Here is a 26,424-nt window from a genome sequence, read left to right as displayed (position 1 = left end):
GGACGTCCCCCAGGCTAACGTGCGAGGCCCGCTTTACGTCCTTCCGCGGCAGCAAGGGACGCAAAGCGCGCCTCACAGCAGGGAGTCCTCAAGCACGCGCTAAGCGTCGTCCCGAGGGCCCCGACGCGAGCTTGCGAGCGTTGGGGAGGGACTTACGCGGCGTCGTCCCGAGGGCCCCGACGCGAGCTTGCGAGCGTTGGGAAGGGACTTACGCGGCGTCGACGAGTTCCTTCTTTTCGAAGGCGTCGCCCTGCTCGGTATCCAGGTGCGTGGCCTTCTTGTTCTTCAGGGCGAAGACGTAGACCAGCAGGGACAGGAAGATCGCCACTGTCACGTAGGTGAAGAAGAGGTCCTCGCGGCCGGCCTTCTGGAACGCGGCCCCGATCAGCGGAACCGTGCCGCCGAAGAGGGAGTTGGCAATCGCGTATCCCAGGCCGACGCCGAGGGCACGGATGGACGCCGGGAAGAGTTCGGCCTTCACCAGGGCGTTGATGGAGGTGTAGCCGCCCACGATCAGCAGCCCGCCCATCATCAGCAGGAACGCCGTGAAGGGATCCTTGGTGCCGGCCAGGGTGGAAAGCAGCGGCCAAGTGAAGAGGACGCCGGTCACGCCGAACCACACGAGCAACGGCTTGCGGCCGATCTTGTCCGAGATCAGCCCGTACACGGGCTGCAGCAGCATGAAAATGAACAGTGCCCAGAAGTTGATCACCGAAGTGTCCGTCTTGGCGATCCCGGAAGTATCGTTCATGAACTTCAGGATGAAGTTGGTGTAGGTGTAGAAGGCCATCGTGCCGCCCATGGTGAGGCCGACGCAGACCAGCAACGGCTTCCAGTGCTTGGTCAACAGCAGCTTCATGGTGCCCGGCTGGGGTTCGCCTTCCACGCGGACGTGGGCGGCACGGATCTGGTCAGCCGAAACCGTCTCCTCCATGGAGCGGCGGAGCCAAAGGACCACCAGGGCTGCCACGCCGCCAATTGCGAACGGAATGCGCCAGCCCCAGCCGGTCAGGGCCTCCTTGCCCATGGTGTTCTGCAGGATGACCAGCACCAGCAGGGCCAGCATCTGGCCGCCCACCAGGGTGACGTACTGGAAGCTGGAGAAGAAGCCACGGCGCTTGGCGGTCGCGGCTTCGGACATGTACGTGGCGCTCGTGCCGTATTCGCCGCCCACCGAGAAGCCCTGCAGCACCCGGATGAAGATCAGCAGGACCAGAGCCCAGATGCCGATTTCCTGGGTGGTGGGCAGGATCGCGATGCCGAAGGACCCGATCGACATCATGGTCACGCTGAGGGTCAACGCGGCCTTGCGGCCCTTGCGGTCGGCGTAGCGGCCGAAGAACCAGCTGCCGAGCGGGCGCATGAGGAACGACGTCGAGAAGACGGCCATCGCTTCGAGGCCGGCCTGCAGTTCGTCCTTGGAGTTGAAGAAATGGGCCTGGAAGTAGGCGGCGAAGACCGTGTAGACGTACAGGTCGTACCACTCCACCAGGTTGCCTGCGGAGCCCTTGAGGATGTTGCCCACGGCCCGGCGCGTCTGGGCTGACTCGGTCTGTGCCGATCCGTCCTGCGCCGATCCGTCCTGCGCCGATCCGTTTGGGGGCGCTGTGTGCTGAGTGCTCATCGATGAACCTTCCTTGCGTGGCGCCGCCATCGGCAACCGTTTACTGCATAAGTCCACCCGCCAAACTAGTTCGTGATTCCGGGCACATCCACGCCGGAAGGCATTTCCTAACACTTCCTTAGGAATCGGCCGCCGCCCGGAAAGGCGTCGTCCCTCAGTAAGACCCGAAGCAGCCCGAAAGCAGCCCGGAAGCAAGACCGGCAGCAAAAGAACCGCGAAGGCGGTAAGGTCCAAACGGACCACCCTGCGGCCGAATCCGCGGGAACCGGACAGCCGAGGAACCGAACAGCGGAGGACTAGGCAATGCGCGTGCTGATCGTCGAAGACGACGATGCGATGGCATCGGCACTTGTCGCGGCCGTCGTCTCCGCCGGGCACAAACCGCATCGGGTGGCCCGCGGCGCCGACGCCCTCCTGGTCCACCGGGACTACGAAGTGATCCTCATGGACCTGGGCCTTCCGGACATCGACGGCCTCGAGCTGCTGCGCAAACTCCGCCAGGTGACGGACTCCCCCATCCTGATCCTCACGGCCCGCGACGACGAACGCAGCGTAGTCCTGGGTCTCCGCTCGGGCGCCGACGACTACCTCGTGAAACCCGTGAAGCTCGTTGAACTCCTCGCCCGCATCGAAGCCGTCACCCGGCGGGTCGCCAAAGCGGCCGGCAACCGTCCACACTCCCTCGTGATCGGCGAACTCGACGTCGACCTCGACCGCCGCGTCGCCGTCGTCGGCTCCCGCGAACTGCAGCTGACCGCCACGGAGTTCGAGCTGCTGGCGCTGCTCGCCCGGAACGCCGGCTCGGTGGTGACCCGCGAGCAGATCCTCGACGCCCTCTGGGGTGACGCGTTCCTCGCCTCGTCCCGCGCACTGGACGTCCACCTCACGGGGCTGCGTTCGAAGCTGGGCCTGCCCGGTTTCATCATCAACGTCCGGGGCGTGGGTTACCGCATCGAAGCGGAACCGGCGTGAGGCTACGGGTTTTAGGCACCCTGGGGGTGCTGGCCGCGCTGCTGGTGGTGGTGGTGGCCGCGGCGATCCTGAGCTCCGCCAGCCGGGAACTGGCCCAGGAGGTGCAGATCAACCGGGTGTCGGCACTCAACCGCTTCGCCCAGCTCGCCTACGACGCCGCCCTCGACGGCGATTCCGGCCAGCTTCAGGGCGACATGGACCGGTACTCCGCCCTGTACGGCGAAGGTGTCCTCATCCGCCTGCCATCCGGGACGCTGCGGTCCGGCAGCCTCGACGACGAGCGGCCGGAAGTGCGCAGCGCCGTCGGGCAGGCCAGCCTGAACCTCAGCAACACCACCCTGCCGCCCGTGCAGGCGTTCGGCTCCGGGGCAGCGTATATTTCCCGGTCCTTCGGGCCGGCCAGCCAGGTGCTCGGCGAAGCGGTGCTGGAGGTGAAGCTCGACGCCGCCCGGCAGCAACTGCGCGAACGGTACCTGCTGGTGGGCCTCGGCGCTGTGGTGCTCTGGCTGCTGCTCCTGCTCGGCGCCGCGCGCGTGACGGCGTGGGTGTTGCGCCCGGTGCACCGGCTGAACTCGGCCGCGCAGGAACTTGCCGCCCGCGGCAGGACCGCGCGGCTGCCCGAGGCCGGCCCGCCGGAGCTAAGGGAGCTGAGCCGCAGCTTCAGCCGGATGGCGCAGGCCGTGAGCGAAAGCATGGAGTCGCAGCGCCTGCTCATCGCCGACACCTCCCACCAGCTCCGGAATCCCGTGGGTGCCCTGCGGCTGCGGCTGGACCTCCTCCAGCTCAGGCTCCGCTCAGCAGAGGAGCAAGCCGCCGCGGCGGACGTCACCGCCGAGCTGGAACGGGTGGAGGAAATCCTCGACGGCGTGCTGCGGCTCGCGTCCGCCGAACACCGGGCGTCGGAGCAGCAGAGCGGCGGGCCGGCGGCGCCGGACGCGGAGGTCCCGGACACCGATCCCTTCACGGTGCTCCAGGAGGAGACGGACCGGGCGCGGCCCGCGGCGGAAGCGGCCGGCGTCGTCCTCGTCTTGGAAACCAGCCCCGAATTGAACAGCAGGCCGGCACCGCGCCTGCGCTGCAAGCCTGCCGAGTTGGCGCACATGGTGGACGAGCTCCTCGCCAACGCCATCAAGTACGCCCCCGGCACCACCGTGATGGTGGCCCTCCGCGGGCGGGACGGTTCCGTTTCCATCGAAGTGTCCGACGGCGGCCCCGGCCTGCGCGCCGAAGACCGGGCCGCTGCCACCTCGCGTTTCTGGCGGTCGCCGGAGCACCGGGCGATCCGCGGCACCGGGCTCGGCATGACGATCGTCGACCGGTTGGCGAAAGCCAACGGCGGGCGCCTGGTGCTGGAGGAGAACCCCGGCGGCGGGCTGCGGGCACGGCTGGAGTTCCCGGGAGCCGGCGATGACTGAGCCAAGAACGGACGTGTCCCGCCGGACCGTACTGGCTTCTGCGCTGCGGGCGGGCCTCACCGCCGGGCTCGCGGGCGTGGCGCTGCCCGTAATTGCGTCGTGCACCCCGGCGGGCGGACCACAAAGCATCACGGTTGCCGGCGGCGAAAGCGGCGGCTTCTACCTCGAGTTCGCCACCCTGCTGGCCGGCGCCCTGCAGCGGGAAGGCGTGGCCGGGAAGGCCGAACCGCTGACCACCGGAGGCAGCCTGGAAAACCTGGAACTGCTCAGGGCAGGCAAGGCGACGTTCGCGATTGCGCTGGCCGACGCCGCGGCCGAGGCGGTTCCGGCAACCGACACATCAGCGGCGATGGCCGCCGTCGGGAAGGTCTACGAAAACTATGTGCACTGCATCGTCCGCGAGGACAGCGGGATCCGCAGTCTCGGCGAACTCGCCGGGAGGACGGTCGGCACAGGCGAGTCCCGCTCCGGGACGTCCCTGACGGCGCGCCGGATCCTGGAAACGTTCGGGGCAGGCGCCGGGCGGGAAGCGTTCTCGAAGCATCCGCCCCGGGAACAGAGCCTGGGGTTGAACACGGGCCTGGCCGCTCTGCGGGCGGGGACGGTGGATGCGCTGTTCTGGTCCGGTGGCGTGCCCACGGCCGCGATCGCGGCGCTGAACAAGGACCTCGGGCTCTCGTTCCTCGAGCTGTCGGGGATGATCCGCCCGATGCGCGCACGGTTCGGCCCCTTCTACGACCGCGTCCTCATCCCGGAGAACAGCTACGACGGCGCCCCCGCGGTGTGGACCGTGGGCGTAGCCAACCTGCTGCTCTGCCGGCGGGACCTGGACGACCGCACCGTGGAGCGGACCGTGGAACTGCTGGTCACGCGAGCCGGCGACCTTGTTCCCCAGACCAGTGCCGGGGTGCAGTTCCTCAGCCCGGACACCCTGATCAACACGGCGGGCATCCCCCTGCACCCCGCGGCGGAACGGGCGTACCGGACGCTGCACGGGTAGGTGGCTGGGTCGCGAACCCGCAGGTCGGAGGGGTCCCCAGCTTCGCCAACCCGGCCTAAGATGCATTCAACTGCGTACGGAGCTGCCGCAAGTGATCAAGGTTCTGGAACGAATCAACGTGGCGTTCAATGGCCTGGCTCTCCTCACAGCCCTCATATTGCCTCCCCTGACGCATTTTGCAGGGACACCGGTCTTTGCCTACTTGGCCGCGGTTCTGATCGTCGGGTCCCTCTTGCTGTTCCGGCTCCAACCAGCGGGCCTCCGAGCCAGATTCGCGAATGCGGGTGGGCACCACGCTAAGCCGTTGGCCGATCAAGAACGAACAAGGTGGCCTTACGCCTGGACGTGTGGAATCGGATACTTGGCGATGCTTGCGTACATCTGGACGATCGCCCCGAGCTACTGGACCTAGGCAACCGCCACGCCGCTGGAGGCGGCGAAGACTGCGAAGGCTTTCGTGACCGCGGGCATCGAGGCCCGGGTGTCCTCGAACGCACCGTTCGATGCCCTCTGGCAGGGCGGCGCCCTCTAATCCCCGCCGGCACCCGACCGGCCTGCTTACCGCGGGTCTGCCACCTGGCCCATGAACAGGGGCAGGCCCGTCTCCACGTGCACGATCTCGTAGTGGAACGGGCGGTCAAAGGAGATGCTCTGCGGGGGCGGCATGGCAGCACTGTCCCGGGCGTTGATCTGCGTGACGGCAGCGGCAACGGTGCCCTTCTCGGCCACCGTGATGTTGGCGGCCTGCGCCGCCGCGGTGAGGAACATCCCCGGCTGGATGGCGTTGAAGTCGGTGGTGGTGCTGAAGGTCTCTTTCAAGCCCATCCGGATGAGCATCTTCTTGAGGTCGAACTTGCTCTTGTGGTCCCACTTGGGCAGCTTGATCTCAACGGGCGACGGCGACGCCCGCCCGAGTGCCTCTGCCACCCGGGCGAGTGTCCCGGCGTCGAGGGTGTCTGAAGGGACCGCAGCCTGCCCCGTCGAAAGCCTGTCCGGGAGCACGAGCCGCATGGTGAAACCTTCCGCGTAGGGCAGCTCGACGGCCTGCCAGCCCTTGCCCTGCGCGTAGGCCACGCTCACGGTGCCGTCCATGGTGGGCACGTTGAGCACTTCGCCGGCTGCCGTGGTGAAGGCCCGGTCCCGGGTGTTCCCGGGGTCGAACGGCACGTTCCAGGCCGCGGCGAGGTACACGGCGTTCAGCAGGCTGAAGGTGTCCTTCGGGTCGAATTTCACCGGGGCCTTCTTGATCCGGCCGCCGGTGTTCTTATCCACCCAGGCGTCGATGGCTGGCTCGGTCACCGCGGCGTTCCGGAAGTCCACGGGGTATACGCCGGTGCCATAGTGCCTGGCCAGGGTGTCCAGGTAGGCCTGGCCGGTGGGCGTGTCCTTGTGGATGAAGAGGCCGTTGGCAACGTGCATGACCGGTTTGCGCGGCGGGTTGTCCTCGTCCACCGAGGCGGGGTCGCCGTCGTACTTTTCGAGCGTGGCGAGCAGCGCGTTCATGGATTCGTCGCGCGCAGCGGCGGGGAGGCTGAGCACTTTGTCCATTTCGGCGGCGCTCGCCCCGGACGCGCCGGCGCGCAGCATCGACAGGGCGATGAGCAGGCTCCCGGGCGAGGAGATGACGTTCCCGTTGGCTTCCTCGCCGCCGTCGGCGAGCAGCGTCGTTCCGAGCTTGAGGGCCGAGGTGCGGTAGGCCGCCAGCTGCTTCGGGTACGCCGAAATGCTGGCCGCAACCCGTTCGACGTCGGCCTTCAGGAGAGCCGGGGCCGCGTGGGGTGCAGGCTGCGGCGCGCAGGCGGTCAACACAATGGCGGTCCCCCATGCGACTATCCGGGCAAGATTCCTGGTCTTCATGGCTGCCCTCCCGCGGTGGTGACTGCTTTCAGTCAAGCAGCCACCACGCGACGAGGCCATGGAGAGCCGGTCACGTTTGCGGCTCGCTTCGCTTTCGATTCCGCATACGTCACCCAGGCGCCGTTACTTCGAGGCGACTACCGCTTCCTGGTCGTCTTCGGCCGCCGCGCGGCGGGCCTTGAGCTTGTTGTTCACCAGCGGCCAGAACGCGGCGAGCACCGCCACGGAGACCAGCGAGGTCCACACCTGGGTGCGGCCGGAGTCGCTGGAGAACAGCATGACCACCACGATGCCGGCGACGGCGGCGATCACCAGGATCCCCAGCCAGGGGTGCAGCCACATGCGCAGCTTCAGGGACGCGGTTTCCTCCGGGGTCATGCGTGCCCGGGTGCGCAGCTGGGTCAGGGCGATGAACGCGTAGACGAACAGCGCCACCAGTCCGGCGGAGTTCATGATGAAGTCGAAGATGCCCGAATCCGGCGCCGTGAAGTTGATGACGACGGCGGCGTATCCGCCCAGCGTGGAGGCGATAACGGCCACTACCGGAATACCGGTGGAAGACTTGCGGGCGATGATCTTCGGCGCGTAGCCCTGCCCGGCGATGGAGGAGAACATGCGGGCCGCCGAGTACAGGCCGGAGTTCAGCACCGAGCACACGGCGGTAAGGATCACGGCGCTCATCACGACGTCGGCACCGGGCAGGCCGTAGAGGCTGAAGAGGTAGGCGAAGGGTGCCTTCTCCTTGGGATCGGGCAGCTGGTTCCACGGGACGATGGTGACAATAAGCAGGACCGCGCCCACGAAGAAGATCAGGATCCGCCAGATCACGGTGCTGGTGGCCTGCCGGACGCCCTTGGCCGGGTCCTCGGATTCGGAAGCGGCCATGACGGCGATTTCGGTGCCGAAGTAGGAGAAGATCACGATCGCCACGCCGCCGATCACGGCGCCGAAGCCCTCGGGCATGAAGCCGCCGTGCTCCCACAGGTTCGGGACGGCAAACCGGGCGTTGGGCCACAGGCCGAGGGCGAAGAGCACGCCCACCCCCAGGAAGACCACGATCGCGGCCACCTTGATGCTGGCCAGCCAGAACTCGGTTTCACCGAAGGAGCGCAGGGACACCAGGTTGGCGCCGGTGAAGACCAGGAGCAGCAGCACCGAGAAGATCCACTGCGGAATCGAGGGGACCCAGCCGTGCAGGATGGACCCGCCCACCACGGCCTCGTAGGCGATCACGCCCACCCAGAAGTACCAGTACAGCCAGCCCACGAAGTAGCCGGCCCAGTCGCCCAGGCCGACGCGGGCGTACTCCATGAAGGAGCCGACGGCGGGACGTGCCGCTGCCATTTCGCCCAGCATGCGCATGGCGAGGAAGACCAGCAGGCCGCCGATCAGGTAGGAGATCACGGCTGCAGGGCCCACCGCGTGGATCACGTTGGCGGAGCCCACGAAGAGGCTGGAACCGATGATGCCACCGAGGGTGATCATGGTGACGTGCCTGGAACGGAGCTTCTTGGGTCCGTGGGTTTTTGCGCCTTGGGTCTCGGCTGGCATGGGTACTTCTTTCTTCAGGGAGTGCAGCGCCCGGAGGGCACACGGCATCCTATGTGAAAGAAGAGGCCGCCGTACAAAAGAGGGCTTGGCCTTGCTTGACTTGCGCGAACTGGCAGATAATGCCCTGTTTTCGCGGATTTAAGGGCGACAACTGCCAGTTCGCACGAATCTTCGGGCGCGGAGAAAGCTACCCCGAGTGGGCCTGCAGGAAGGCGTACACCTCGGTCTCATCCACGCCCGGGAACGCCCCGGGCGGCATCGCGGCGAGCAGGTGCGAGTGGGCGCGGGCCGAGGGCCAGGCGTTGCCCGCCCATTCGGACGCAAGCGCGGCCGGCGGCCGTTTGCAACAGGCCGGATCCGGGCAGGTCGACGTGGCGCGCGCCGTCGTCTCCCTCCCGCGGAACCATTTCACATGCTGGTACGGCACGCCGATGGACAGCGAGAACTGGCCCGACGCCGACCGCTCCGTGCGCGCGGTGCACCAGTAGGTGCCCGACGGCGTGTCGGTGTACTGGGAGTAGGCGCTGAACTTGTCCGGCACGTCGAACACGGCACGCGAGGTCCAGGCTTTGCACGAAGGCTGGCCCTCGATGGCGCCGGTGTGGTCCTGCGGGAAGTTCACCCCGTCGTTCTCGTAGGCCTTGTAGATGATCCCGCTCTGGTGGGTCTTCTGGAAGTGCGTGGTGATGCCCAGGTGCTTCGTGGCAAGGTTCGTGAACCGGTGCGCGGCCGTCTCGTACGACACCGCAAACGCGTCCCGGATGTCCTCCACCGCGATTTCCTTGGCCGCCTTGGCCTTTTGCAGGAATTCAACGGTGGCCTGTTCCGGCAGCAGCAGGGCCGCGGCGAAATAGTTGGTGGCCACGCGCTGGGCCAGGAAATCACCGTAGTTGCGCGGGGTCTCGTGGCCTAGCACGTAGTGTCCCAGGGCCTGCAGGAGCACCGAACGCGGGTCGTGATCCTGCCGCTGGTTCTGCGTCAGGTAAATTCTGCGGTTCTTCAAATCCGTCACGGAACGGGTGGAATGCGGCAGATCGCCCACATGGTGCAAGGTGAATCCGAGCTTCTCCGCGATGTCGGCAATAACGTGCTGGCTCAACGGCCCGCCGCTGTAACCGACCTGCCGCAGCACCTTCTGTGCCTCGGCCTCGTACTCCGGGAAGTAGTTCCCGCGCTCACGCATCATGGCACGCAACTCACCGTTCGCGCGGCGGGCTTCCTCCGGCGTCGCCACCTGCTCGTTCATCTTGCGTTCGAGCTCCTGCAGCAGTCCCACCTGCGCCTCGAGCACGTCAAGCGGAAGCCGCGAGCTGACGCGGATCTTCGGCAGCTTGAGCGACTCGTAGAGGGGTCCGCGCTGGTAGCGCTCCAGTTCGATTTCCAGGGCTGCGCGGCGGCTGGGCGGCTCGGCTCCGAGGAGTTGGTCGATGCTCACGTTGAGCGCCCCGGCCAGGCCCTGGAGGAGGCCGAGTTTGGGTTCGCGCTTGCCGTTCTCGATCAGGCTCAGCTGGCTGGGGGCGGTCCCGACGGCGGCACTCAAGTCATCGAGCGTCAGGCCGGCCTGCTTGCGCAGATGCCGCACACGGCGGCCGAGGCTGATGACGTCCAGTTCGGGGGACGCAGCGGACGAGGGCGGCGATGCGACTTCGCGGTTCCAGCTCACAGGCGACATTTCTTGAGAATACGCGAAGAACTGTATTTCTTTCCATAGTTTTCCCCTAGCGACCCACTTGAAAGTGCAGAAAAGTAGTTCTCACGAAGAGGAATACAGCTCCCGGGTCAGCCGGCTGACGCAGCAACGACGCAGCGGGGGCCGGCCCCGGCACCACCAAGGAGACATGCAATGACCGCATCGTTTGAACCAGCAGAACGTTCCGCTCAGGAAACAGCAGGCGAGCAGGCTGCAGCGCTGGAACTTGAATGGGCTGCCAACCCGCGCTGGGAAGGCGTCACCCGTGATTACCCGGCCGCCGACGTCGTGCGCCTCCGAGGCCGGGTCTCCGAAGAGCACACCCTGGCCCGCCGCGGTTCCGAGAAGCTGTGGAAGCAGCTCACCGAAGAGGCCCCCCACGGCGGCTACACCAACGCCCTCGGCGCCCTCACCGGCAACCAGGCGGTGCAGCAGGTCAAGGCCGGACTGCGCGCCATCTACCTGTCGGGCTGGCAGGTTGCCGCAGATGCCAACCTCTCCGGCCACACCTACCCGGACCAGTCGCTGTACCCGGCGAACTCGGTCCCCCAGGTGGTCCGCCGCATCAACAACGCCTTGCTGCGTGCCGACCAGATCGAATTCGCCGAGGGCATCAAGACCGTCGAGGACTGGCTGGTCCCGATCGTCGCCGACGCCGAGGCCGGCTTCGGCGGTCCGCTCAACGCCTACGAACTCATGAAGTCCATGATCGCCGCCGGCGCCGCGGGCGTTCACTGGGAAGACCAGTTGGCCTCCGAAAAGAAGTGCGGCCACCTGGGCGGCAAGGTCCTCATCCCCACCCAGCAGCACATCCGCACGCTGAACGCGGCCCGCCTGGCTGCCGACGTCGCCGGCACCCCCACCGTCGTCATCGCCCGCACCGACGCCGAGGCGGCCACCCTGATCACCTCCGACGTCGACGAACGCGACCGCGAGTTCATCCTCCGTGAGGGAGGACAGCCGGTTCGTACGGCCGAAGGCTTCTACAAGGTCCGCAACGGCATCGAACCCTGCATCGCCCGCGCCAAGGCCTACGCCCCGTACTCCGACCTCATCTGGATGGAGACCGGCACCCCGGACCTGGAACTGGCCCGTAAGTTCGCCGAAGCCGTCAAGTCCGAGTTCCCGGACCAGATGCTCTCCTACAACTGCTCGCCGTCCTTCAACTGGCGCAAGCACCTCGACGACGCCACCATCGCGAAGTTCCAGCGCGAACTCGGCGCCATGGGCTTCACCTTCCAGTTCATCACCCTGGCCGGATTCCACGCCCTGAACTACTCGATGTTCGACCTCGCCCACGGCTACGCCCGTGAAGGCATGAGCGCCTACGTCGAACTCCAGGAAAAGGAATTCGCCTCCGAATCCCGCGGCTACACCGCAACCAAGCACCAGCGCGAAGTCGGCACCGGCTACTTCGACGACATCGCCACCGCGCTCAACCCGAACGCGTCCACCCTGGCCCTGGTGGGATCCACCGAAGAAGGCCAGTTCCACTAACACTTACCGCTCGACGACGGCCGGTTGGGCACCTGCTCACCGCCGGCCTGCGGACCGGTTCCCCTCACCTTGGGTGCCGGGAAAAGCGATCCTCCGCGTGCTAATCCCCATCCCCGTCCTGTGGCCTCGCAAAGCTCGGCCGAGGACGGAGACAGGGCCCCTTTTACGCACGCTTCCGGATCACTTTTGCCCGGCGTACGGAAGTTGCCTGACGCACTAGGCCGGAGAGGCCGGTATTGCGGCAGCCTGCGTAAAAGGGGCCCTGCGTCCCGGTATCGTCCTCGCTCAGCGAGGTCGATACCGGGGCGTGGGGAATAGCAGGCAGAGCAATGCCGGTCCGCAGGCCGAAGGTGAGCAGAGATCCGGCACGCAAAGTGACCGGAGTTCCGGCACCCAAGCCAAGCAGGCCGCCGTCGAACATTTGCTTCTCAGAGGAGAGATCGACATGAACAGCTTCACCGACAGCTTCACCATCAACGGCATCACCCTGACCGCGCAGCCGATCTGCCGGCAGACCGAGGTGCTTACTCCGGACGCCCTGGATTTCGTCGCGAAGCTGCACCGGGCGACGTCGGAACGGCGCCAGGAGCTGATGCAGGCCCGCCACACGCGCCGGGCCCAGATCGCTTCGGGCCAGGATCCGCGGTTCCTGCCCGAAACCGAGAGCGTCCGCAACGACCCGAACTGGCGGGTCGCTCCCCCGGCCCCGGGCCTGGAGGACCGCCGGGTGGAAATCACCGGGCCCGTGGACCGGAAGATGACCATCAACGCGCTGAACTCTGGCGCCAAGGTGTGGCTGGCGGACATGGAGGACTCCTCCACCCCCACGTGGCGCAACGTCATCCAGGGCCAGCTCAACCTGACCGACGCGCTGGAGCGCCGCATCGACTTCACCTCCCCGGAAGGCAAGGAATACCGGCTGCGGGATAACCAGGAGCTGCCCACCATCGTGGTCCGTCCGCGTGGCTGGCACCTGCCGGAGAAGCACATGCTGATCGACGGCAAGCCGATCGCCGGCGGCATCGTGGACTTCGGCCTGTTCTTCTTCCACAACGCCCGGCGCCTGCTCGCCCAAGGCCGCGGACCATACTTCTACCTGCCGAAGATCGAGAACCACCTCGAAGCCCGGCTGTGGAACGACATCTTCGTCCTGGCCCAGGACCTGCTCGGCATCCCGCAGGGCACCATCCGCGCCACCGTGCTGATCGAGACCATCACGGCCGCGTTCGAGATGGAGGAAATCCTCTACGAACTGCGCGACCACGCCGCAGGCCTGAACGCCGGCCGCTGGGACTACATCTTCTCGCTGATCAAGAACTTCCGGACCCGCGGCCCGCGCTTCGTCCTCCCGGACCGCGGCCAGGTCAGCATGACCCAGCCCTTCATGCGCTCCTACACCGAACAACTGGTGCGCGCCTGCCACCGCCGCGGCGCCATGGCGATCGGCGGCATGGCCGCCGCCGTGCCCAACCGCAAGGACAAGGCCGCCAACACGGCCTCCTTCGAGAAGGTCCGCGCGGACAAGACCCGCGAAGCCAACGACGGTTTCGACGGCTCCTGGGTCGCCCACCCGGACCTGGTGCCGGTCTGCCGCGAAGTGTTCGACGCCGTCCTCGGCGAGCGTCAGAACCAGCTGGACCGCTCCCGCGAGGACGTGACACCCGACGACCGCGCGCTGATCGACATTTCCACCACCGAGGGAAACATCACCGAGCAGGGTGTCCGCATCAACATCGAGGTGGGGATCCGCTACATCGAATCGTGGCTGCGCGGCAACGGTGCCGTGGCCATCCACAACCTCATGGAAGACGCCGCCACCGCGGAAATCTCCCGCTCCCAGCTCTGGCAATGGATCCACTCCCACGCCATCACCGAACACGGCGACATCATCACCCGCGAATGGGTGGAGGACATGCTGGATGAGGAGTTCGCCCGGCTGGAACGCTTCGACGGCGACCGCTTCACCGACGCCCGCAGCATCTTCGAAGAAGTCACCCTCGCCGAGGACTTCCCCACCTTCCTGACCATCCCGGCCTACGCCCGCTTCCTCACCGAAGCCAAAGAAGAAGCCAGCCAGGAAGAACTGATCGCCGCCTAGAAAATTTCCGCCAGCCGGGCTGCCTGCACTCTTCGCAACAAGTGACCCCGAAGGCCGGGGAAGCAGCCCGGCGGCGGACCGCCCCTTTCCTCCAGCGCGAACTGGCAGCAGATGACCCCTGAACTCGATTCAAAGGGCATCTGCTGCCAGTTCGCGCTCCCCATTGTTAAGCGCTCCCCGTTGTTAAGGATGAAGAGGCTCAGCGGTGCTTGCCCGCATGGCGCACCGAGAGCGTGGTGCAAACGGCGAAGGTCAGCACCGAGCCCAGGATCACCAGCAGGGGCGGGGTCCAGTTGCCGGCCCGTTCGTGCACGAAGCCCACCGCGCTGGGTGCCACGGCCGCGAAGAGGTAGCCCACGCCCTGCACCAAGGCCGACATCCTGCCCGCGGTCGCCATGTCCTTGGCCACCCTGATCAGGGCGGAGAAGATGATCGTGAAGCCACCGCCCTGCGCGATCCCGGCCCCGGCACACCACAGCCACCACAGCGACGGCGCCAGCAACAGGCCCACGGGAATCGTCGCCCACAGCGCACTCACGGTGACCGCCACCGCCGTCGGGCTCCAGTGCTTGGCGAGCAGCGGCACCCCCAGCGAGCCGACAATCGCCAGGACCTGGAAGATCGAGGCGCCGGCGCCCGCTTGGGTAGCGGTCATGCCGAGGGCGTCGCCCAGGAAACTCGGCAGCCAGGTGGTGACGCCATAGTAGGAGAAGGCCTGGCCGGCGAAGCCGGCGGTGAGCCCGGCTGTAATCCAGAAGGCGCCGGTCACCGGGGCGGCCGCTGCCACGGGAGCCGCCGGCAGCGGAACCGGGACAAACGCGCGCCGCGGTCCGAACGCCAGGGCCCAGGCCGCCGTCGCCGCCAAGGCGAAGATCCCGACGGCGGCCAGCGCCAGCCGCCACCCCATCAGCTCCGCGAGCGGCGCCGTGACCACCGAGGTCAGGAAGGCGCCCACGTTCAGGAACGCCGAGTACAGACCCATTGCGGTGCCCTGGCGCCGGGGCGAGACGTCGCGCCGGATGATCAGCGGGACGCAGATGTTTCCCACCGTGATCGCCAGGCCGATCAGCACCGTTCCCAGGAGCACGACGGCGGGCGGCCCGGCCGAGCGCAACACCACCCCTGCCAGCACACCGAGAAGGGTGAGGGTGACGGCGAACTCGGCGCCGAACCGCCGGCCGGCCACGGCGGCGGCCGGCGAGGCAAGGGAGAAGCACAGCACCGGGATGCTGGTCAGCAGGCCGAGCACCACCGGCGGGAAGCCGAGTTCTGCCTGCATGGTGTCCAGCACCGGGGCGACGGAAACGATCGGTCCGCGCATGCACAGGGAGATCAAGGCGATGCAGGCCAGGACCACCCAGCTGCGCGGAAGGCGTGACAACAGGCCGGTCATTTTTTGATCACCCTTCTTGCTATCACGGCAACGGCGCCCCGCTTGCGAAAACCGGGGCGCCGTTGTCGAAAATCACGCTGTCCAGGATCACTCGGATGATTCAGTGATCCGGGCCGAGGTACCAGCCGCGCTGCGGGTTGGACACCTCCGGGGCCTCCCGGAACTGTTCGGGCTGCGCCACCCAGCCCACGCCGTTGGCGATGACCTTCTGGATCTGCGGCTGGTGGTACACCGGGTATTCCTGGTCACCGGGGCTGAAGTAGAAGATCCGGCCCTTGCCGCGCGAAAAGGTCACCCCGGAGCGGAACACCTCGCCGCCTTCGAAGGAACTGATAAAGATCAGGTCGTCGGGCTCCGGAATGTCGAAGAGTTCGCCGTACATCTCCTGTTGGGGGATGACGATGGGGCTTTCGACGCCGGCGGCGATCGGGTGCGAAGGCTTGACCGTCCAGACGAGCTCGCGTTCGCCGTCGTTGCGCCATTTCAGGGAACAGGTGGTGCCCAGCAGCCGGGTGAAGATCTTCGCGAAGTGCCCGGAGTGCAGCACCACCAGGCCCATGCCGCCCAGCACGTGGCGCTGCACCCGCTCCACCGCCTCGTCGCTGACGTCGCCGTGGGCGATGTGGCCCCACCACAGGAGCACGTCGGTCCGGGCGAGCACCTCCTCGGACAGTCCGTGCTCCGGGTCGGCGAGGGTCGCCGTCGTGATGTCCGCATCCGGGTAGAAGGTGCGCAGGCCGCCCGCGATGGCCCCGTGCATGCCTTCCGGATACATTTCGGCCATCGTTGCCGGGTGGTTGTTGGCCTCGTGGACGCCTTCGTTCCAGACGACGATGTTCAGTTTGCGGTCGGCCATCAGAGACGTACCTCCCGGCCTTCGAGTGCGGACTGGTAGCAGGTGTCGATGATCAGCGCACGGTTCAGGGCCAGCGAGCCGTCGTGCCGGCCCCACTCCGCTTCCCCGGCGCGGACCGCTGCCACGAAGTCCTCCACCACCTGTTGGTGCATGCCGTTGCTGCCCACTTCTGGAGCGTAGTCGGCGTTTTCTTCGCCGCTGTCCTTGAAGACGTGCAGTTCGCCGCGTTCCGGAGACGGGTTGCCGGCAACCGTGAGTTCCGCACCGCCGTCGGTGCCGTAGACGAGGAAGTTGATCTCGTCATCCGGTTTCCTGTAGCTGGCCCAGCCCGCCTCGATGACCAGGGTGGCGCCGCCTTCCAGGCGCAGGAATGCCGAGGAGAAGTCCTCTACCTCGAACTTGTTGGAGGAGGCCATTGCGGTGTACCGGGCGTTGCCACCCAGGCCGCGCGGACCCAGTTCGGAGTGCGTGGACGCGGACACGGCCAGCACCTTCGGTTCGCCCAGCAGGTGCAGGGCGTAGTCCAGGACATGCACGCCAATGTCCGCGAGGGGACCGCCGCCGGCGAGTTCCGGGTTGGTGAACCAGCTGCCCAGCGTGGGGATGCCCTGGCGGCGCAGCCACGCGGCCTTGGCGTAGTACGGCCGGCCGAGCTCGCCCTGGTCGATCACGGACTTGAGCGCCTGGATGTCGCCCCGGCGGCGGTGGTTGAAGGCGACGTCCAGCACGCGCCCTGCCTTGCGGGCCGCGTCCACCATCGCCTGGCCCTCAACGCCGTTGCGCGCGATCGGCTTCTCGCTCAGGACGTGAATGCCCTTCTCCAGGGCGGCGACCGCGATGGGCGCGTGCAGGAAGGTGGGGACGGCCACGCTGATGGCGTCGAGCCCGTCGAGCCCAAGCATGTCTTCCCACCGGGCAAAAACGTGCGGAATGCTGTACTTTTCCTCCACCTCGGCGAGGAGTTCGGTTTCCATGCCGGCGGCGGCCACGATCTCGACGCCGCCGATCCTGCTGTAGGCCTCGAGGTGCTGCTGGCCGGCCCAACCAATGCCGACGACCCCTACCTTGAGGTTTGCGGGCGTAGCGTGCTCAGTGCTCACGGGTTTCCTGTTCTTTCCTGTTGTTTGGCTTGTTGCGTTGGTATTTCGGAGAAGGTCAGCCCTTGACGGCGCCTGCGGTCATTCCTGACACGATCCTCTTCTGGCAGAGGAGCACAAGGATCACCAGCGGGACCGTGATGATCACGGAGGCCGCACTGATGGTCCCCAGCGGCTGGTCGAATTCGCTGGTGCCGCTGAAGAAGGCAATCGCCACGGGCACCGGCCGGGCCTCGGGCGAGGTGGTCAGTGTGACTGCAAGCAGGAATTCGTTCCATACCGAGATGAACACAAGGATGGCTGCGGTGGCCAGCCCCGGTACCGCCAGCGGAAGGATGACCTTGCGGAAGGCGGTGAAGGGCGAGGCCCCGTCCATGTATGCCGATTCCTCCAGTTCGCGCGGAATCTCCTTGAAGAAGGAGGTCAGCATGTAGATCGCCAGCGGCAGCGCAAAGGTCAGCTTCGGGATGATCAGGCCCAGGAGCGTGTCGTAGAGGCCGATCTCGCGCCAGATGGAAAACATCGGAGCCGCGATGGCGATGGCGGGGAACGTGGTCACCGAAAGGATGAGGGTCAGGATCATGGCCTTGCGCCGCATCTTGAGCCGGGCCAGGGCATACGCCGCACATGAGGCGAATACGAGCGCCACGGTGGTGGTCACGACGGCGATGATCACCGAGTTCCGCAGTGCCACGAGGAATTCGGCGTTCTGAAAGACCGCAAGGTAGTTCCCGAAGCTCGGCTCGCCGGGGAACAGCTCGCCCTTGGAGAGGCTGGCGCCCTTTTTCAAGGACGTGTTGACCAGCCAGTAGAACGGTATGAGCGAGAAGCCCATGACCGCTACGACGAACACCCACGCCAGCGGGTGCAGTTTCGCTTCGCCGCGGAGGCGGCGCTTCGGTGCCCGACGGCGGGTGGCGGGGTCCGCCGTCGTCGGCCGCTGTGTGGTCAGCGTGCTCATTGTTCCTCCTTGGCAACGTCGCGGATGTTGCCGCCGGCGAAGCGGATATAGATGACCGACACGACCATCACGGTGAGGAAGGTCAGGATGGAAAGTGCGGATCCTTCACCCACCAGGCGGTTCTCGCGCAGCTGGGTGTAGGCGAGCATGGACATGGATTCGGTGCCGTTCGCTCCACGGGTGAGGACGAACGGCAGGTCGAAGACGCGCAGTGCGTCCATGGTGCGGAAGATCGCGGCGAGGACGATTGCCGGGCGCAGGAGGGGCAGGGTGATGTGCAGGAAAGTCTGCCACTTGCCGGCGCCGTCGAGCTCCGCTGCCTCATAGGTCTCGGCAGGGATGACCTGCAGCCCGGCCAGGATGATGAGGGCCGCGAAGGGAGTGGTCTTCCAGACATCGGCCAGGACGATGACAGCCATCGCATAGCCGTGCTCGCCGAGCCAGACGACGTCCCCGCCCGGCAGGCCGAGGGCGGAAAGGACATTCGTGACCAGGCCAAGATTGGGCTGGAACATCGTCTGCCAGGTAATCGCGGAGACCACCGTGATAATCGCGTAGGGCAGGAGCACCACGGTCCGCAGGAGGGCCCGGCCCTTGAAGGCAAGGTTGAGCAGGAGGGCCATCGCCGTTCCCAGGACAAGTTCCAGGGAGACCGAGAGCCCGGCGAAGAGAAATGTCTGGCCGAATGCGGCCCACCAGTCCGGGCTGGCCAGGGCGGTGGTGTAGTTCTCCAGGCCGACAAAGCGGGACAGGCCCGCGGTGCGGACACTGTATTGGTTGAGCGACAGCCACACGGCGTAGCCGATGGGAACCGCCGCCACCAGTGCCATCAGGATCAGGGACGGCGCGGTCATCCGGACGGCGAGCCGCCGCTCCGCCCGGTCGCGCGTGCTCACGCCGCGACCGGGTGAAAGGGACTTGATGGACATGGTCAGAAGCTCTTCTTCGCTGCCGTGATTTCCTCGGCCATGCTCTTCACTGCGTCCTCAGTGGAGGCAGTGCCCGAGAGGACCGCATAGACGTTCTTGTAAATCGCTTGGGAGATCTGCGGATAAACGGGAGAGATGGGACGCGGCTTAGCCCCCTTGACCGAAGCCAGGAGCTCCTTGGCGAACGGCATCTTCGCCACGACCGCGGCATCCGAGTAGGCGGCCTCGTTCACCGGGGCCTGGGAGAAGTCCATGGCCACGTGCTTCTGCCACTCGGGGGTGGTGGCGAAGTCGATGAAGGCCACGGCGCCGGCCTGGTTCTTGGAGTGAGCGGAGATGGCCAGGTTCCAGCCGCCCAGGACGCCGGACGCCTTGCCGCCTTCCCACGTGGGAAGCGGGGCGACGCCGAAGGTACCCTTCAGCTTCGTTTCGTTGAGCAGCCGGTACACATGCGGCCAGTTGCGCTGGTAGCCGTCGTTGCCGGATTCGTAGGCCAGGCGGGCAGGGTCCTCGTTGTACGTCAGGACGGCGCGGTCGGCCGAGCCGTCCTTCAGGCCCTTGACCATGAAGTCGAGGACTTCGCGGGTCTGCGGCGAATCGATCTTCACCTCGCCGTTGCTGTCCAGGACCTCGCCGCCGGCGCTGTAGAGCATCTCCAGGAAGTTCACGGTGAGGCCCTCATACTGCTTGCCCTGGTAGACAAAGCTGTTGCCGGGAGCCTTTGCCGCCTCGGCGTAGAGCTGCTGCCAGGTTTCCGGCTTCGCCACCTTGTCCTTCTGGTAGTAGATGAGTCCGGCGTTGGTGAAGAACGGCGAGGCCCAGTACTTGTCCTCGTACTTGGTGGTTTCCACCGTGGAGGGGATGAGGTGGTCCTTGTTCGCTTCGACGAGCTTGCTCTGGTCCACCAGCCAGCCCTGGGAGGCGAATTCGGAGGTCCAGATGACGTCGGTCAGGAAGATGTCGCATTCGTCGGACTTGCCCTCGAGCCGCTGCACGGCCTGCGTGCGGGCTTCATCCGTGGTGGCGCCGATCTCGGTGTACTTGGCCATGACCTTCCCGTGCGCCTTGGTGAATGCTTCCGCCGTGCCCTTGTAGATACCGGAGGCGTCCTTGCCGCCGCAGATGTTGATGCTGCCGGTGGCGTCCTTGCCTGCAGCCGGATCCGCTGCGGCCACCCCGTTGTTCTGCGATGATGCTCCGCCGCCGCACGCGGCCAGCATGGAGCCGGCCATCACGGCTGCCGCTGCGTTGAGGGCCAGACGGCGGCGTCCGGCGCTGATGAATACCTTCATGGAAGTCCTTTCAAACCGAAGGTCGTCGCGGCAACTTCTGCCACATTTTATGCAAAAGATTGGGCGCGATGAGTCATAAGACAGATTCCCCGGCCATGAAACGGCTGTCAATGACTAAAGCGCTTCACAGTTCCATCACCTTTTCCGCGCTGCCCCCAGGGCACAAAAAAGCACCCGCGGCAGAGTGCCGCAGGCGCTTTTCAGAGCCGGTCTTTGCCGCCTGGCGCTATGACCTGGCGGCCGCCGCCACAGCGGACTCCACTACGGCCGGAGAGAGGACATGGTCGATCACCATGCGGCTCGCGCCGAGGATGGCGGCTTCCGGACCGGCCTTGGACTGCTCGATGCGCAGGCGGGACGTCGCCAGGGGCAGGGAGCGGCCGTAGACCGTCTCACGGATCCCGGCCAGGAGCTGGTCCCCGGCGCGGGAGAGGCTGCCGCCCACCACGATCACGGAGGGATTGAGCATGTTGACGCAGATCGCCAGCACCTCCCCCACGTCGCGTCCGGCCTGCCGCAGCGCGTGGATGGCCTGGACGTTTCCCTGCGCGGCAAGGTCCACGATCTCCGAACCGGAGGAAACCTGGACGCCCTGGGCCGCGAGCTTTGCCACCAGGGCAGGTCCCGCCGCGAGGGCTTCAAGGCAGCCCGTGTTGCCGCAGCGGCAAAGGACACCTTCGCCACCGGGGACCCGCACGTGGCCGAGGTCGCCCGACGTGCCGTCGGCGCCACGCTGCAGCTGGCCGCTGCTGATGATTCCGGCGCCCACACCGGTGGCGAGCTTGACGAAGAGCAGGTCGTCGTAGCCACCCCAGTGCGCGTACCGCTCGCCAAGCGCCATGATGTTGACGTCGTTGTCCACGAGCACTTCGGCGTCAATTTCCTTGCGGATGTAGCCCACGACGTCGAAGCCGTCCCAGCCCGGCATGATGGGCGGCTTCACGGGCCTGCCGCTGCCGTGTTCCACCGGGCCGGGAACCCCGATGCCGACGCCTGCGATGTCCGCCTCGCTGCGGCCGATGCCCTCGAGCAGCTTGCGGCCGTTCTCGAGGATCCAGCCGAGGACCTTCTCCGGTCCTTCGGCGACGTCGAGCGCTTCGGAATGCCGGGCAAGAACCTCGGCGTTCAGGTCGGTGACGGCTACCGCGGCATGGCTCGCTCCGACGTCGGCGGCAAGCACCAGCCGCACGCCGGCATTGAAGGCAAATTTCGACGGCGGCCTGCCGCCCGACGAGGCCGCCTCGCCGGCCGGACCCACCAGCCCGAGGGCGGTCAGCGCGTCGATCCGCGCCGCGACTGTGGTGCGCGCCAGCCCGGTCTGTTCAGCAAGTTCGGCGCGGGTGCGCGCCTTACCGTCCCGAAGCAGTTGAAAAAGGTCCCCTGCGCGCGCGAGGACTCCGGCCTCGGCACTGGGCCGCTCCTGGCGTTGGGTAGTGGTCACCATGGTTAAGGAATAGCACAATGGGCAGAGGAAGGCGCGGCTTCGGATGCTTGATATCCAAACTTTTGATTGACTCAAGGCAAAAGTGACCGTAAGTTCGACTAAAACGCCATCCATCGAGGGGATTCCCACATGACTACTCCGGACCCGTCCGCCCCTGCCACAACGCCGGCCTCGAAGCGGCCGCTCGGCATCGCGGCCATCGGCTACGCCTTCATGGGCAAGGCCCACTCCAATGCGTGGCGCAACGTGGCCAGTTTCTTCGAGGTGCCTGCCTTCGAGCAGAAAGTGCTCGTCGGCCGGGACGCGGCGCAGGTGGCAGTAGCCGCCGCGAAGTACGGCTGGGCCGAGTCCGCCACCGACTGGCGGGCAGTGATCGAACGCGACGACATCGACGTCGTGGACATCTGCGCCCCGGGCTGGATGCACGCCGAAATCGCCATCGCAGCCCTCGCCGCGGGCAAGCACGTCCTCGTGGAAAAACCCCTGGCCAACACCCTCGGCGAGGCCCGCGCCATGACCGAGGCCGCGTCCGCCGCCCGCGCCCGCGGGGTGCAGTCGATGATCGGTTTCAACTACCGCCGGGTCCCGGCCCTGGCCCTCGCCCGCGAACTCATCGCCGAGGGCCGGCTCGGCACCGTCCGGCACGTCCGCGCGGCCTACCTGCAGGACTGGCTCAGCGATAAGACCAGCCCCATGACGTGGCGTCTACGCAAGGACACCGCCGGCTCCGGGGCCCTGGGCGACATCGCCTCCCACGCCATCGACCAGGTCCTCTACCTCCTCGGCGACACCGTCACCGAAGTGTCCGGCCGGCTGCACACCTTCGTCACCACCCGCCCCGGCGCAAATGGTCCCGAAGACGTCACGGTCGACGACGCCGCCTGGGCCACCCTGGGCCTGGGCTCCGGGGCCATCGCCTCCGTGGAAGTCTCCCGCGTCGCCACCGGCCAGAAGAACTCGCTCAAGCTCGAAATCTACGGCGACAAGGGCACCATCCTCTTCGACCTCGAGGCGCTGAACGAACTCGGCTTCCTGGACGCCACCGCGCCCATCCGCGAACAAGGGTTCCGCCGCATCCTCGTCAACGAACCCGTTCACCCCTACCTGGCCGCCTGGTGGCCGCAGGGCCACATCATCGGCTGGGAACACACCTTCACCCACCAGATCCGCGACTTCCTCACCGCCATCAGCACCGGCGAGGCGCCCTCGCCCTCGTTCGAAGAGGGCCTGGCCGTCCAGCAAGTGCTCGCCGCCATCGAAGAATCCGCCAACGCCAAGAGTTCGCTGGTCACCCTGCACACCATTCCCGAAGGAGCCTGACATGCCCCGTCCGTACACCCTCTTCACCGGCCAGTGGGCCGACCTGCCCCTCGAAGAAGTCGTCAAGCTCGCCTCCGGCTGGGGCTACGACGGCCTGGAAATCGCCGTCTCCGGGGACCACCTGGACGCCTGGCGCTGGGACGAACCCGGCTACGTCGAGTCCAAGCTGGAACTGCTGGAGAAGTACAACCTCAAGGTCTGGGCCATCTCCAACCATCTCAAGGGCCAGGCCGTCTGCGATGACCCCATCGACTTCCGCCACCAGGCGATCGTCGGGCCCAAGGTATGGGGCGACGGCGATCCCGAAGGCGTGCGCCAGCGCGCCGCGGAGGAAATGAAGCACACCGCCCGGCTCGCCAAGGCGCTCGGCGTGGACACCGTTGTCGGCTTCACCGGCTCCTCGATCTGGCAGTACGTGGCCATGTTCCCACCCGTCCCGGAAAAGGTGATCGACGCCGGATACCAGGACTTCGCCGACCGCTGGAACCCCATCCTGGACGTCTTCGATGAATGCGGTGTTCGCTTCGCCCATGAGGTCCATCCGTCCGAAATCGCCTACGACTACTGGACCACCGTGCGCACCCTCGAAGCCATCGGCCACCGCGAGGCTTTCGGCCTGAACTGGGACCCCTCGCACATGATGTGGCAGGGCGTCGATCCCGTCTCCTTCATCTGGGATTTCAAGGACCGCATCTACCACGTGGACTGCAAGGACACGAAGCTGCGCCCCACGGGCCGCAACACGGTCATGGGTTCGCACCTTGCCTGGGGCGATCCGCGCCGGGGCTGGGACTTCGTCTCCGCGGGCCGCGGCGACGTGCCTTGGGAAGCCTCCTTCCGCGCCCTCACCGCCATCGGCTACAACGGCCCCATCTCCATCGAGTGGGAAGACGCCGGCATGGACCGCCTCCACGGTGCCCCCGAAGCCCTGGCCGCCTTGAAGAAGTTCGACTTCCCGGCCTCGCAGACCAGCTTCGACGCCGCGTTCCAGCAGTAGCACCTGCCCGGGACGCGCCTGCCATTATTTTGCAGCTCCGTCCCGGGTGCATGGGATGCTTGGGCCGCAGGGTTGTCATCGGGAAGGACGTATTCGTGGCCAAGCGCCCGACCATCTACGACGTCGCACGGCGCGCGTCCGTGTCGATCGCTACGGTGTCATTCACCTTCCGCCAGCCGCACCGGGTGAGCGAGGCAACGCGCACGCTTGTGACGGCAGCGGCCCGCGACCTTGGCTACGTGCCAAGCGCCAATGCCCGCGGCCTTGCCAGCGGACGGACCGGTGCCATCGGGCTCTATTCCTACGATTACTTCGGACGTGCCGGAACCGGTGCCGCCAGCCTGCGCCAGGATGACAGCGCCCTCCTGGCCGAAGGCGTCTTTTCCGACAAGTCCAACGAAGACTTCCGCTTGTTTCCGCTCTACCACGACGAGGTGCAGCGCGGCGTGGAAATGGAGTGCCGCCGTCGCGGTTATGTGCTGATGATCGGCGAAGGGCGGGGCAAAGCATCCGAGGCCGACATCAACGAGATCGCCGGCCGGGTGGATGGGCTCGCCGTTTTTCCCAATACCTTCAGCACGGAAATCCTCAAGCGGATCGCGTCGCGGATCCCCGTCGTGGAACTCGCCGTTCCCGCCATGGAAACAGGACAGCACTGCGTCTTTGTCGAGAACGCGTTCGGCACGCGGGAACTCACCCGCCATCTGATCCGCCACCACGGGCACACGTCCATCACTTTCGTCGGCCCCGCCGGCTCGCCGGACCGGGAGCACCGTTTCTCCGGGTACTCAGAGGCCATGCAGGAGGCCGGCCTGAAAGCGGAATCCCTCGCCGCACCCGGCCGGGATCCCGAGGGCAGGCTGAAGGACCCCCTTCCCGACCCCGCCCGCGAAAGCGACGAAGCAATCCGGTGGCTCCAGGACGCCGGAAGCCTGCCGGACGCCTTTGTCTGCTCGAATGACGCCGAAGCCCTCTTGTTAGTCGACGCACTGAAACGGGCCGGCCTGTCGGTTCCGGAGGATGTGGCCGTCACGGGCTTCGACGGCCTCGCGGCGGGCCGCATGAGCCGGCCCGCCCTGACCACGGTCCGCCAGCCCATGATCGCCTTGGGCCGGGCCGCTGCCGAGATCCTCATCGACCAGATCTCGAACCGGGGCGGGGAAACAGTCTCCCGGGAGTTGCCCGTTGAACTTGTGCTGAGCGAAAGCTGCGGCTGCGGCTAGGCGCATCCTCCGCCATTCGTGGAATGCTTGGAACCTAGGGTTTTCATCGGGAGGAACATTCGTGGCCAAGCGCCCCACGGTCTATGACGTTGCCGCACGGGCAGGCGTTTCCATTGCCACGGTGTCCTTCACCTTCAGCCAGCCGCACAAGGTCCGGCCGTCCACCCGGGAAGCCGTGGAGGACGCGGCACGGGCGCTTGGCTATCTTCCCAGCGCGAGCGCCCGCGGACTTGCCCGTGGCAAGACCGGCGCCATCGGCCTGTTCTCTTTCGATTACTACGCCCGGAACAGTGGCGTGACGGCGGACGCGGATACGCCCTTCGGCGACGAGGCCAACGAGGACTTCCGGATGTTCCCGCTGTACCACGACGAGGTCCAGCGCGGGGTGGAGATGGAATGCTGGCGCCGCGGCTACGTCTTGATGGTCGGCGACACCAAGTCCACGTCCAGCGAGGCGGACATTGCCGGGATCGCGGGGCGCGTGGACGGCCTCGCCGTCTTCCCCAACACCCTGCCGGACGACATCCTCCTCCGGATCTCCAAGCGCATCCCCGTGGTGGAACTGTCCATCCCGATCAACAACAACGGCCTGCACGGCGTCTCGGTGGACAACGAGGGCGGCCTGGCATCGCTCACCGAACACCTCATCGGCGTGCATGGGCTGACGGACATCGCCTTTGTGGGCCCCCTCGGTTTCCCGGACAAGGAGCACCGCTTCAGCGGGTATTCGCGCGCCATGAAGGCCGCCGGGCTCGCCCTCCGCACCGTGGACACCGCTCCTCCCGGCCAGCTCGCCGCCTTCGCCCGGGACACCGTGGCCGGCATGGTGTCCGAGGGAACGCTCCCCCAGGCACTGGCCTGCTCCACCGACGAAGAAGCCCTGGCCTACATGGACGCCTTGGCAGCGGCGGGCATCAGCGTGCCCGGGCAGATCGCCGTCACCGGTTTCGACGGACTGGTGGCCGGCCTTGTGAACCGCCCCGCCCTGACCACGGTCCGCCAGCCGCTCGTGGAGCTGGGCCGCACCGGCGCCTCGATCCTGATCGACCAGGTGGCCGTGCCGGGCAAGGAGCCGGTCAAGCGGCAGTTGCCCGTCAAGCTGATGATCCGCGAGAGCTGCGGCTGCCGCGCCGCATAGCACCCACGCCGCCTCACGCGAGAGTAAGGCTCGTCCTGCGGTGGCCGGAAGTTCCCGCTGAACTCGCCGA

20 protein-coding genes and 1 pseudogene are annotated in these 26,424 nt (G+C 66.8%); 10 read left to right on the top strand and 11 right to left on the bottom strand.

Features of this window, described 5'->3' with window-relative positions; translation table 11 throughout:
• Window positions 1-208 precede the first annotated feature (208 nt).
• A complete protein-coding gene (locus DWV11_RS13770; protein ID WP_115789485.1) occupies window positions 209-1,624 on the bottom strand; it encodes an MFS transporter in 1,416 nt (471 codons plus the stop codon).
• Window positions 1,625-1,927: 303 nt separating this feature from the next.
• Between DWV11_RS13770 and DWV11_RS13765 the strand changes: the two genes are divergently transcribed.
• From DWV11_RS13765 to DWV11_RS20415, 4 genes and pseudogenes are all read left to right on the top strand, one after another.
• The gene (locus tag DWV11_RS13765) at window positions 1,928-2,596 is read left to right on the top strand and encodes a response regulator transcription factor (protein ID WP_115789484.1); all 669 of its coding nucleotides are present in this window, start codon (window positions 1,928-1,930) and stop codon (window positions 2,594-2,596) included.
• On the top strand, window positions 2,593-4,011 hold the full coding sequence (locus DWV11_RS13760) for a sensor histidine kinase (protein ID WP_115789483.1): 1,419 nt from the start codon (window positions 2,593-2,595) through the stop codon (window positions 4,009-4,011). Before DWV11_RS13765 ends, DWV11_RS13760 begins: the two co-directional genes overlap by 4 nt.
• Complete coding sequence (locus tag DWV11_RS13755; RefSeq protein WP_115789482.1) at window positions 4,004-5,011, top strand: TAXI family TRAP transporter solute-binding subunit; 1,008 nt, start codon at window positions 4,004-4,006, stop codon at window positions 5,009-5,011. The genes DWV11_RS13760 and DWV11_RS13755 overlap by 8 nt, the downstream gene beginning before the upstream one ends.
• A gap of 418 nt (window positions 5,012-5,429) precedes the next feature.
• A pseudogene (locus tag DWV11_RS20415) lies at window positions 5,430-5,543 on the top strand (bifunctional hydroxymethylpyrimidine kinase/phosphomethylpyrimidine kinase); the annotation flags it as partial.
• A 26-nt stretch (window positions 5,544-5,569) separates the two neighbouring features.
• Here DWV11_RS20415 and DWV11_RS13740 read toward each other — a convergent pair.
• The 3 genes from DWV11_RS13740 to DWV11_RS13730 form a co-directional block, all read right to left on the bottom strand.
• Window positions 5,570-6,868: a serpin family protein gene (locus DWV11_RS13740; protein WP_115789480.1), complete on the bottom strand. Its 1,299-nt coding sequence runs from the start codon at window positions 6,866-6,868 to the stop codon at window positions 5,570-5,572.
• Window positions 6,869-6,991: 123 nt separating this feature from the next.
• Complete coding sequence (locus tag DWV11_RS13735; RefSeq protein ID WP_115789479.1) at window positions 6,992-8,419, bottom strand: amino acid permease; 1,428 nt, start codon at window positions 8,417-8,419, stop codon at window positions 6,992-6,994.
• A gap of 187 nt (window positions 8,420-8,606) precedes the next feature.
• Window positions 8,607-10,118 (bottom strand): helix-turn-helix transcriptional regulator, encoded by a 1,512-nt coding sequence (locus tag DWV11_RS13730; protein WP_115789478.1) that lies wholly within the window; start codon window positions 10,116-10,118, stop codon window positions 8,607-8,609.
• A 144-nt stretch (window positions 10,119-10,262) separates the two neighbouring features.
• Between DWV11_RS13730 and aceA the strand changes: the two genes are divergently transcribed.
• Together aceA and aceB are read left to right on the top strand one after the other, a co-directional pair.
• Entirely contained in the window at window positions 10,263-11,606 is a 1,344-nt protein-coding gene (gene aceA / locus DWV11_RS13725) for an isocitrate lyase (RefSeq protein WP_115789477.1), read from the top strand.
• Window positions 11,607-12,051: 445 nt separating this feature from the next.
• Entirely contained in the window at window positions 12,052-13,704 is a 1,653-nt protein-coding gene (gene aceB, locus DWV11_RS13720) for a malate synthase A (RefSeq protein WP_115789476.1), read from the top strand.
• Window positions 13,705-13,903: 199 nt separating this feature from the next.
• On the opposite strand, the gene DWV11_RS13715 is transcribed toward aceB, so the two are convergent.
• The 7 genes from DWV11_RS13715 to DWV11_RS13685 all read right to left on the bottom strand — a co-directional run bounded on the left by DWV11_RS13715 (window position 13,904) and on the right by DWV11_RS13685 (window position 21,676).
• The gene (locus DWV11_RS13715; RefSeq protein WP_115789475.1) at window positions 13,904-15,097 is read right to left on the bottom strand and encodes an MFS transporter; all 1,194 of its coding nucleotides are present in this window, start codon (window positions 15,095-15,097) and stop codon (window positions 13,904-13,906) included.
• A 100-nt stretch (window positions 15,098-15,197) separates the two neighbouring features.
• The gene (locus DWV11_RS13710) at window positions 15,198-15,953 is read right to left on the bottom strand and encodes a ThuA domain-containing protein (protein ID WP_115789474.1); all 756 of its coding nucleotides are present in this window, start codon (window positions 15,951-15,953) and stop codon (window positions 15,198-15,200) included.
• Entirely contained in the window at window positions 15,953-17,053 is a 1,101-nt protein-coding gene (locus DWV11_RS13705) for a Gfo/Idh/MocA family protein (protein ID WP_115789473.1), read from the bottom strand. Before DWV11_RS13705 ends, DWV11_RS13710 begins: the two co-directional genes overlap by 1 nt.
• A 55-nt stretch (window positions 17,054-17,108) precedes the next feature.
• Window positions 17,109-18,011, bottom strand: a complete 903-nt coding sequence (locus tag DWV11_RS13700) for a carbohydrate ABC transporter permease (protein ID WP_115789472.1) — start codon at window positions 18,009-18,011, stop codon at window positions 17,109-17,111.
• Window positions 18,008-18,940 (bottom strand): carbohydrate ABC transporter permease, encoded by a 933-nt coding sequence (locus DWV11_RS13695; protein ID WP_115789471.1) that lies wholly within the window; start codon window positions 18,938-18,940, stop codon window positions 18,008-18,010. Before DWV11_RS13695 ends, DWV11_RS13700 begins: the two co-directional genes overlap by 4 nt.
• 2 nt (window positions 18,941-18,942) lie before the next feature.
• Window positions 18,943-20,232 (bottom strand): ABC transporter substrate-binding protein, encoded by a 1,290-nt coding sequence (locus DWV11_RS13690; RefSeq protein ID WP_115789470.1) that lies wholly within the window; start codon window positions 20,230-20,232, stop codon window positions 18,943-18,945.
• Window positions 20,233-20,458: 226 nt separating this feature from the next.
• A complete protein-coding gene (locus DWV11_RS13685) occupies window positions 20,459-21,676 on the bottom strand; it encodes an ROK family transcriptional regulator (protein ID WP_115789595.1) in 1,218 nt (405 codons plus the stop codon).
• 129 nt (window positions 21,677-21,805) lie between these two features.
• Between DWV11_RS13685 and DWV11_RS13680 the strand changes: the two genes are divergently transcribed.
• The 4 genes from DWV11_RS13680 (at window position 21,806) to DWV11_RS13665 (ending at window position 26,354) form a co-directional block, all read left to right on the top strand.
• Window positions 21,806-22,996 carry a Gfo/Idh/MocA family protein gene (locus DWV11_RS13680; protein ID WP_115789469.1) on the top strand — a complete coding sequence of 397 codons (1,191 nt, stop codon included), beginning with the start codon at window positions 21,806-21,808 and terminating at the stop codon, window positions 22,994-22,996.
• Window position 22,997: 1 nt separating this feature from the next.
• Window positions 22,998-23,993 carry a sugar phosphate isomerase/epimerase family protein gene (locus tag DWV11_RS13675; RefSeq protein WP_115789468.1) on the top strand — a complete coding sequence of 332 codons (996 nt, stop codon included), beginning with the start codon at window positions 22,998-23,000 and terminating at the stop codon, window positions 23,991-23,993.
• 95 nt (window positions 23,994-24,088) lie between these two features.
• Window positions 24,089-25,216 (top strand): LacI family DNA-binding transcriptional regulator, encoded by a 1,128-nt coding sequence (locus DWV11_RS13670; RefSeq protein ID WP_115789594.1) that lies wholly within the window; start codon window positions 24,089-24,091, stop codon window positions 25,214-25,216.
• Between the two features lie 61 nt (window positions 25,217-25,277).
• Window positions 25,278-26,354, top strand: coding sequence for a LacI family DNA-binding transcriptional regulator (locus DWV11_RS13665; RefSeq protein ID WP_115789467.1), 1,077 nt, complete (start codon window positions 25,278-25,280; stop codon window positions 26,352-26,354).
• The last annotated feature ends 70 nt before the right edge of the window (window positions 26,355-26,424 follow it).

It is taken from the genome of Arthrobacter silvisoli (assembly GCF_003369445.1).
GTDB lineage: Bacteria > Actinomycetota > Actinomycetes > Actinomycetales > Micrococcaceae > Arthrobacter > Arthrobacter silvisoli.
This window is presented reverse-complemented; position numbering and strand designations above follow the sequence as displayed.